We start from the raw sequence: 7,845 nt of genomic DNA, 5'->3' as shown, positions 1-7,845 counted from the left end.
GGTCCGGGGCTGGGCGGGGGCACCATACCCAGCGGCCCCTGCATGGGCCAGGGATGTACGGCGGCGGGCAGGGGAACTCCATGTGCCGTACGGGCGGCAGGCAATGGGATCCCCCAGGGAACCCCAAGAGTAGGAAAAATACGGAACCCTGCCGTGCTTTCGTTCATCCTTCGAACGGAAGGATCCAGCTTCCAGACCACCCCGCCCCTCTGGGGCAGCACCAGCCGGAGAGCCACCGCACATGTCGTACGCACCCGACGGGCAGCAGTACCAGCCGTACCGGCCGCAAGGGCAGAGCCCGCAGCCGCCCCACGGCGACCAGTACGGCCAGCCGTACGGACAGCAGCCGTACGAGGCCGGGGGCGCGCAGCAGCCGCCCCACGGCCGGCCGCAGCCTCCGTACGGGCAGCAGCCGCAGTACGGGTACGAGCCGCAGGACCAGCACGAGCAGCCCGAGCCCCCGCGCCGGAAGTCCCGGGGCCGGCGCTGGGCGATCGCGGGGGCCACCGTCCTCGCGCTCGCGGGCATATCGGCGCTCGTGATGAACCACTTCGAGATACCCCCCTTCACCGACAAGGGCTCCGCCGTGTCCTTCGGGCAGCAGCCCGCGGGCGGGAGCGGCAAGAAGAACGACGCACCGCAGCAGCCGGCCAACTCCAAGATGCTGATGCCGACCGGCCCGGCCGCCGAGTTCAAGAACTCGATGACCCTGCCCGACGGCACCCACGTGGCCGTCACCACACTGGACGGCAAGAAGTCGGGCTTCAAGGGCAAGGTCTGGGTCTGGGCGCCCAAGGAGTACAACGACCCGAAGTTCGCCAAGAGCGGCTTCCCGGTCATGATCGCCCTCCCGGGCGGTGCCGGTTTCCCGAGCAACTACTGGATGGGCACCGACCTCGGTCTGCAGACCAGCATCAGCAAGTGGTACGCCGAAGGGAAGAGCAAGCCCTTCATCCTGGCCATGCCGGTGCTCAACCCGGCGCCGGACGACAAGGGCATCTACTGGGACGGCTCCGACATACCCGGCCAGCCCAAGATGGGCACCTGGCTGACCGAGGACGTCCCGGACCTGATGAAGGCGAACTTCCGCACCGTCAAGTCCCGTGACGGTTGGGCCTTCATGGGCTCCTCCACCGGCGGGTTCGCGGGTCTGAAGGCCGTGCTGAAGCACCCGGACAAGTTCAAGGCCGTGATCGCCTCCGGCCCGGACATCGTCCCGGACTCCTCCCTGTGGAAGGGCCACGACAAGGAGAAGGCCGAGAACAACCCGGAGGTGCTGGCGAAGCAGCTCATCGACAGCAAGGGTCCGGACGTGTACCTCGCCTTCCAGGTCGGCGACAGCGAGAACAACAAGAAGACCCTGCCGGACGTGCAGAAGTTCATCGCCACCTACGGCAACAAGGGGCCCGTCCACGCCGAGTTGAGGGTCATCAAGGGCGGCCAGCACAACGCCAAGACCTACGTCCCCAACATGGGTGAGGGACCGGTCCAGTTCATCAGCAAGGTCATGGAAGGACCCGTCGAGTAAGCGTCGACGCCCTCGTCCCCTCCGGCACCGACTCCGGTTCCGGCTCCGGCCCGCCGAACATCTTCGGCGGGCCGTCGCCGTCCCAGGCCGCCCAGCCCGGCTCACCGGTCGCCGCGAACCGCACCCAGGCCGCGTGCATCTCGTCGGCCAGGGCCTGTGGGGCGTCCGGCCCGGCCAGCCAGGAGGCCTCCGGCGCGGCGAGCGTGTCGAACACGAAGCCGATCTCCAGGGCGTGGCAGGCGCCGAGCCCCGGGATGCCGGAGGGCCAGCCGAACTCGTACAGGTAGCTCGGCGCCGCCCGCGGTGCCCCGGCGAGCCTGCGCAGCGGGTCGCGCAGCAGCCGGTCGGTGAGCAGCTGGCCGGCGAGCTCGGCCGGACCCGCCCCGGGCCGGGTGGCGCGCAGCGTCCGTACGTCGGCCCGGCCCTTGCCGGCGCGGGCCCGGGCGAGCGCCACGGCGAGCGGACCCAGCCGGTCCAGCAGCTGCATCCCGCCGGTGGGGGCGAGCCAGAGCCGGTACTCGTCACTGGTCCATCCGAGGAGCAGGGGCACGTCGGCGGAGGCCCCGGAAGCGGTCAGGGCGTCGAGCGGGGCCTCCGGGACCGTGGCGGGATCGGCGACCAGGCCGAAGGCGGGGCCGCCGAGGAGCGGGCCCGAGCGGCGCAGCACGGCCGCCTGGGCGGCGAGGAGGGTGGGCAGGGCGGTGGCCGTGAAGGCCTCGGCGGTGGCGTCCACCTTGAGGAGCGAGGCCATCCGCCGGACCACGGTGCGCACCTTGTCGCGCGGCAGGACCTCGGGAGCTCCGCTCTGGAGGACGGCCCGGGCGAAGAGTCCGGCCGCACGCGGGGCGGCCAGGAGGGCGCCGATGCTGATGGCTCCGGCGGATTCGCCGAAGACGGTGACGCGGGCGGGGTCCCCACCGAAGGCCGCGATGTTGTCGCGGACCCATTCCAGGGCGGCGATCTGGTCGAGCAGGCCCCGGTTGGCGGGCGCGTCGGGAAAGAGGCCGTAGCCGAGGACGCCGAGGCGGAAGTTGCAGGAGACGAGCACGATCCCGTCGCGGGCGAAGGCCGAGCCGTCGTACACGGGGACGGCCGAGGAGCCGCGGGTGTGCGCCCCGCCGTGGATCCACACCATGACGGGCAGCCGCGCTCCGGGCGCCGGATCGGGGGTCCACACGTTCACGCTCAGGCAGTCGTCCCCGGGGATCTCGGGGTCGGGCAGCAGGGCCGCGAACGTGTCCGGGTACGGAATCTTGGGCGCGGTGGGGCCGAAGGCGGTGGCGTCGCGCACGCCGTCCCAGGCGGCCGGGGGCCGGGGCGCCGCGAAGCGGAGGGCGCCTACGGGCGGGGCGGCGTACGGGATGCCCCGGAAGACGGCGCTGCCGTCGGCCGCGGTGCGGCCCTCGACCACGCCGACCGCGGTCCTGACCCTCGGCCGGCCGCCGGCTGCGGCGTCGCCCACTGCGCTCATCCCGTCCTCCTGAACCCTGGTGCTGGGCGCACGGTCGCACAGCCGTCCAACGGGTGACAAGGCGTGACCGTGCCCGTGCCCGCCCAGGTTGGACGGGCATGCGATTCCTGCGTATCCACCACACCACGGTGCCCGTCCTGCTGCTCGCGGGCGCCACGCTGCTCGGCGCCCCGGCCCTGGCCGCCACCGGGCCGGACTTCCAGTACGTCGGCCAGGACGACCAGGTCCACGGGCTCACCTCGCCGAAGGGCTGCGTCGAGGCCGAGGGCGGCGGCGCCCGGGCGGTCACGAACGGGACCCGGGGCTCGGCGAGCCTCTACCGGGACCGGGGCTGCTCGGGCCGGGCCGTCGCGGTGCTGCCGCCCGGCAGCGTGAGCCAGGTGCGGCCGTATTTCGCCTCGGTGCGTTTTCCCGTCACCGGGTAGGCCCAACGGCCGTGACCCCACGGCCGCCCCTGCGTTGTATGCCATGTCAAATGCCGCACATTCTGCGGCGCCCCACATCTCACGAGGAGATCTTGATGTCGCGTATCGCGAAGGCATTCGCCATCACCGCTGTCACCGGTAGCGCCGTGGTCGCCGGTGCCGGTCTGGCCGTCGCCGATGCCGGAGCGCACGGTGCGGCGGTGGGCTCCCCCGGTGTCCTGTCGGGCAACCTGCTCCAGGTCCCGGTGCACGTCCCGATCAACGTCTGCGGCAACACGGTGAACGTGATCGGTCTGCTGAACCCCGCGTTCGGCAACACCTGCGTCAACGCGTCGGGCCACGACGACAAGCACCACACCGAGGGCGAGGGCTACGGCCACTGATCGCCTGACCGGCTGATCGACGAAGGGGCCCCCGCCGGACCGGCGGGGGCCCCTTCACGCGAGGAGGAACGCGGACAGGGCGTCCTCGAGGTCCTCGATCCGGCGGTAGTGGACGGCGGCCATCCCCACTGCGCGGGCCGCGACGACGTTGTCGGCGGTGTCGTCGATGAACAGGCAGCGGTGGACCGGGACTCCGACCCGTTCGGCGGCCATGCGGTAGACGCGCGGATCGGGCTTCGCGACACCGATGCGGGAGGTGTTCACCACGGCGTCGGCGAGGTCGTTCAGGCCTTGCCGGGCGAGGTCCGACTCCAAGCGGGTGGTCGCGTTCGAAACCAGGGCGACGGCCACGACTTCGCGGACCCTGGTGAGGAGGGATACGGCCTCCTGATCGACGCGCGGGACGAGTTCGGACCACGCGGTGACGATGCTTCGGGCGCGGTCCGCCGATCCGCATGCGTCCGCGAGGTCCGTGGCCACCGCGGCGCGCCACTGCTCATCGGTGACCTCTCCGGTGATCGCGGGGTGCAGGCGCGCCGGCGCGAAGGCGGCCGCCGCGATCGTGCCCGCGGGAAGTCCGTGCACGTGGTCGAGGTCGGTGGGGCCGGGAGCGGGCCAGTGCCGGAGCACGCCGTCGATGCCGCAGAGCACGGCGTCGTAGGGGCGGACCGTCATGATCGGGACTCCTTGGTGGCGTTCCACCCGTGGCGGATCGCCACGGGACGGGTACCGAAGGCATCCTCGCAGGCCGCCCCACGCCGTATCACTCGTAGCGGTAGAGGTTCTGATGGCCGAGGACCTCGCGCGGGGTGATGTTCCACGGCGGCATGGGCTCGTCGAGGGAGATCACGCGGCCCTGCTGGAGGTCGCCTCGGGCGAGGGGGGCGGCGGGCAGGTAGCCGGCGCGGGGGTGCTTCTGCTGCCAGCGGTCCCAGATCAGGTCCACGAAGGCGTGGTGCAGCCAGAAGGCCGGGTCGTTGGGCGCCGTGCCCCCCGTCATGTGACCGCCGATCCACTGGTGGACCTTGTTGTGGTTGCGCCAGCGCTCGCTCTTGGGGGCGGCCCAGCCCTCCAGCTTGTTGCGGAAGCCGCCCGCGCCGGCGGTGGAGTCCCACGGCGAAGTGTCGTAGACCGGGTCGTCGATCGCCCACTGCAGTTCGGCCGCGGTGGGCAGCTTGATCGGGTTCTGCGGCCGGCCGAGGTTGCGGGTGAGGAAGGCGGACTCCGTGATGCCCACGGTCACCGTCCAGTTGCCCTTGTCGTAGGCGAACGGCCCGGTCATCACCTTGCGGTCGCTCGCCCGGCCGGTGCCGCCGAGGAAGTCGTCGGCCCACAGGGAGGAGACCGGGCTGGTGTCGGTGGTCCAGTCCCAGTACGGGATGGACACGCCCGGATCGAGCGCCTGCAGCTTCCGCTCGAATTCGAGCAGGTACAGCCGGTGCCACGGGAAGAAGGAGGGCGACATGTGCCCGACGCGCAGCTTGCGGTCGCGGTCGGGCACGAAGTACTTGTCGTGCGTGCGCACCAGCGCGTCGTAGGTGCCGTTGCGCTTGAGCTCCAGCACCGCCGTAGTGAACCGCTTCTTCTGGGCACTGGTCAGGTTCTTCTGGTTCTGCCGGGTGTGCAATGCGGGGCTCCTCCCGTTCCCGTGGGTGTGTCAGCCGTGGTGCGGGGCGGCCGCGCGCGCCAGCTGGGCCGTGCCGAGTTCGTCGACGGCGGCACGCGCCAGTTCCAGCGGCGTCGCATAGGACTCAAAGTGGTTGATCCCGCTGAGGTAGCTGCCGTCGGCCCGGCGCATGACATGCAGCGGGCGGCCGTCGATGCGGACCCCGGCGACGTCCACGGCGATGTGCCGGCCGCGGTACGTCTCCTCCTCGGCGAGCGGCGCCGGGGTGAGGGTCTGCCGCGGGCGCCGGGCGCGCAGGACGGGCGCCAGGGCAGCGGCCGTACCGGCGAGCACGGCCGCGGTGAAAGCCGTACGGAGGACCGCGCGGCGGGTCAGTGGTGCGGCGGCGGATGCTGCGGACATACGGTCTCCCTCGCTCGGTGGCCGGCGGCTACGGGTCTAACGCCGCGCGGCGGACGAGGTCACCCGTGAGTGCTACCCGGCCGCTTGTAGTAGAGGGTGGTGGGGTGCAGCCGGCCGGCCGGATCGGTGGCGTAGTCGGGGATGGTGCCGACCTCCGTCCAGCCCGCGGCGCGGTAGACGCGCTCGGCTCCGCTGCCCGTCTCGGTGTCCAGGAACAGCAGCACCACCCCGGCGCGGGCGGCGGCGGTCTCGGCCTCGGCGAGCAGGGAGCGTGCGGTGCCCCGGCCGCGGGCAGCCGGGTGGACCATGAGCTTGCGCAGCTCGGCGCGGTGGCGGCCGTTGGGCTTGGACTCCCGGTACCAGCTGACCGTGCCGTCGATGCGGCCGTCGTCGTCCGTGCGGGAGACCCACAGGGCGAGGGATCCCTCCTCGACGGCGGGCAGCAGGGAGTCCCACCAGGCGGCGGCGCCTTCGTGGTCGAGGCCGGCGAGGAAGCCGAGCGAGGAGCCGCCCTCGACCACCGCGAGGAGGAGGGCGGCGAGTTCGTCGCGGTGGGCGCGGAGTCCGGCCGCGTCGAGCGCGGTGATGGTCGTCGTCATCCGGTGAGCGTAGGGATCACCCGGGGAGGCGCTGCAGGCGGGGCAGGTGCAGGTCGCGGAAGACCACTGCCAGGCGCAGGGTGAACACGAGGGCGGCGGAGACGGCGGTGTCGGCCGTGTCCGGGACTCCGGCCCCGTGCAGGCCGAGGTAGGCGGCGGCGCCGGCGAGGGCGGCTGCCGCGTACACCTCCTCGCGCAGCAGCCGCGGCGGGAACTCCCCGCAGAGCACGTCGCGGACGACCTCGCCGGGGACTCCGGTGGGGACGCGAGGATGAGGACGGCGAGGATGAGGACGGCGACGGGGGTGCCTGGGCGTCTACGGCGGCACGGGCACCGATGACGGTGACGACGGCGAGCCCGGCGGGCGTCGACGACCATGAGGGCACGGGGCGGGAGCTCCCGGCGGCGCAGGTAGATCATGGTCAGGACCGCCACGGAGGCGATGAGGACGCGCAGCACCCCGTCGTGCGTCCGGTAGAGCGGGTGCCGGTCGAGAACGAGGTCGCGTAGGGCGCCGCCGCCGCATCGGCCGTTCGGCAGTGACCCGGGTCGGCCGAAGGTACGCATCGCGTGCCCCCTCGGCGGCGTACGGTCCGAGGCCGCCGGCCGAGAGGCCTGCCGTGGCCACGGCCACGACGGCTACGGCGAGCCGGCGGGGCCGACGTGCCGCGATGCGCAGTGCCGGGGGCCCGCGTCGTGAGGCATGCATCCAGTCCGGCACCCGCGCATCGGGCCCGCAGCGGCGGCGGTCCCAGGTCGGCCGCCGGCCTCTCCTCCCCCGGTCAGTACAGCTTGTTCACCGCGGCGCGCAGGACGTTCTTCCATGCGTCCACCGGCGGGGCGCCCCAGTAGCTGCGCCACTCGACGAGGGTGACGGTGTCCCCGTCGCGGCCCACGCCCCACAGGTAGTTGAAGTAGGGGCGCTCGTGGGCACCGCTCTCGACGGTGTGCATGCCCTGGAGGGTGGCGCCCTCCTCGACGTTCACCACACCGTGGTCGTATCCCGTCGCGGTGATGCCGGGCCGCTCGTTCTGGCGGCGCGGGCAATCGGCGTAGTTCCGCCGGGCCGCGTCCGCGAACTCGACGGCCTCGGCCTCGGTCCCGAAGACCACCACCTTCTGCTCGGCGGAGGCCGTCTCCGCGGTGGAGAACTCCCGGTGCCAGACGTTCACCTCGGGCGGCTGCCACGCCCAGTCCTCCAGGCAGTTGTACCGCCAGCCCCAGCCCCGCTGGACCGGCGGGGCGGACCACCCGACCCCGTCCCCGAGGCGGATGTCGGAGATGTACAGGGTCCCCGGCCTCGGCCGCCATTGCTCGGCACCCCCCGCGGGCCCCGACGTCACGAAGGCCAGCACCGCGGCCACGGCCACGGCGGCCGATCCGCGCAGCCCCGCACGTACTCCCATCACG

Annotated in this window: 10 protein-coding genes; 3 read left to right on the top strand and 7 right to left on the bottom strand. The window is 72.6% G+C overall.

From position 1 onward, the window contains the following. The first annotated feature begins 241 nt into the window (after positions 1 to 241). Positions 242 to 1,528 (top strand): alpha/beta hydrolase, encoded by a 1,287-nt coding sequence (locus PV721_RS21670; protein WP_319726975.1) that lies wholly within the window; start codon positions 242 to 244, stop codon positions 1,526 to 1,528. Here PV721_RS21670 and PV721_RS21665 read toward each other — a convergent pair. Beyond that, entirely contained in the window at positions 1,506 to 2,999 is a 1,494-nt protein-coding gene (locus PV721_RS21665) for a carboxylesterase/lipase family protein (protein ID WP_319726973.1), read from the bottom strand. The two genes, PV721_RS21670 and PV721_RS21665, sit on opposite strands and share 23 nt — an antisense overlap. Positions 3,000 to 3,097: 98 nt before the next feature. Between PV721_RS21665 and PV721_RS21660 the strand changes: the two genes are divergently transcribed. Together PV721_RS21660 and PV721_RS21655 are read left to right on the top strand one after the other, a co-directional pair. After that, positions 3,098 to 3,424, top strand: coding sequence for a hypothetical protein (locus PV721_RS21660; protein WP_319726971.1), 327 nt, complete (start codon positions 3,098 to 3,100; stop codon positions 3,422 to 3,424). A 95-nt stretch (positions 3,425 to 3,519) separates the two neighbouring features. Next, positions 3,520 to 3,807, top strand: a complete 288-nt coding sequence (locus PV721_RS21655) for a chaplin (RefSeq protein ID WP_319726969.1) — start codon at positions 3,520 to 3,522, stop codon at positions 3,805 to 3,807. Positions 3,808 to 3,861: 54 nt separating this feature from the next. Here PV721_RS21655 and PV721_RS21650 read toward each other — a convergent pair whose 3' ends face one another. The 6 genes from PV721_RS21650 to PV721_RS21625 all read right to left on the bottom strand — a co-directional run bounded on the left by PV721_RS21650 (position 3,862) and on the right by PV721_RS21625 (position 7,841). Then, positions 3,862 to 4,482: an HAD-IA family hydrolase gene (locus PV721_RS21650; RefSeq protein ID WP_319726967.1), complete on the bottom strand. Its 621-nt coding sequence runs from the start codon at positions 4,480 to 4,482 to the stop codon at positions 3,862 to 3,864. Between the two features lie 88 nt (positions 4,483 to 4,570). Beyond that, positions 4,571 to 5,434 (bottom strand): tyrosinase family protein, encoded by an 864-nt coding sequence (locus tag PV721_RS21645; protein WP_319726965.1) that lies wholly within the window; start codon positions 5,432 to 5,434, stop codon positions 4,571 to 4,573. 30 nt (positions 5,435 to 5,464) lie between these two features. Further along, the gene (locus PV721_RS21640; protein ID WP_319726963.1) at positions 5,465 to 5,836 is read right to left on the bottom strand and encodes a tyrosinase family oxidase copper chaperone; all 372 of its coding nucleotides are present in this window, start codon (positions 5,834 to 5,836) and stop codon (positions 5,465 to 5,467) included. A 59-nt stretch (positions 5,837 to 5,895) separates the two neighbouring features. Further along, a complete protein-coding gene (locus PV721_RS21635; RefSeq protein WP_319726961.1) occupies positions 5,896 to 6,435 on the bottom strand; it encodes a GNAT family N-acetyltransferase in 540 nt (179 codons plus the stop codon). A 16-nt stretch (positions 6,436 to 6,451) separates the two neighbouring features. Further along, positions 6,452 to 6,664 carry a hypothetical protein gene (locus PV721_RS21630; RefSeq protein ID WP_319726960.1) on the bottom strand — a complete coding sequence of 71 codons (213 nt, stop codon included), beginning with the start codon at positions 6,662 to 6,664 and terminating at the stop codon, positions 6,452 to 6,454. Positions 6,665 to 7,217: 553 nt separating this feature from the next. Next, the gene (locus PV721_RS21625; RefSeq protein WP_319726958.1) at positions 7,218 to 7,841 is read right to left on the bottom strand and encodes a hypothetical protein; all 624 of its coding nucleotides are present in this window, start codon (positions 7,839 to 7,841) and stop codon (positions 7,218 to 7,220) included. Positions 7,842 to 7,845: the final 4 nt, after the last annotated feature.

The organism is Streptomyces sp. MB09-01 (assembly GCF_033794505.1).
Taxonomy (GTDB): domain Bacteria; phylum Actinomycetota; class Actinomycetes; order Streptomycetales; family Streptomycetaceae; genus Streptomyces.
Note: the sequence above shows the minus strand (reverse complement) of the source record. Positions and strands in the feature narration are given on the sequence as shown.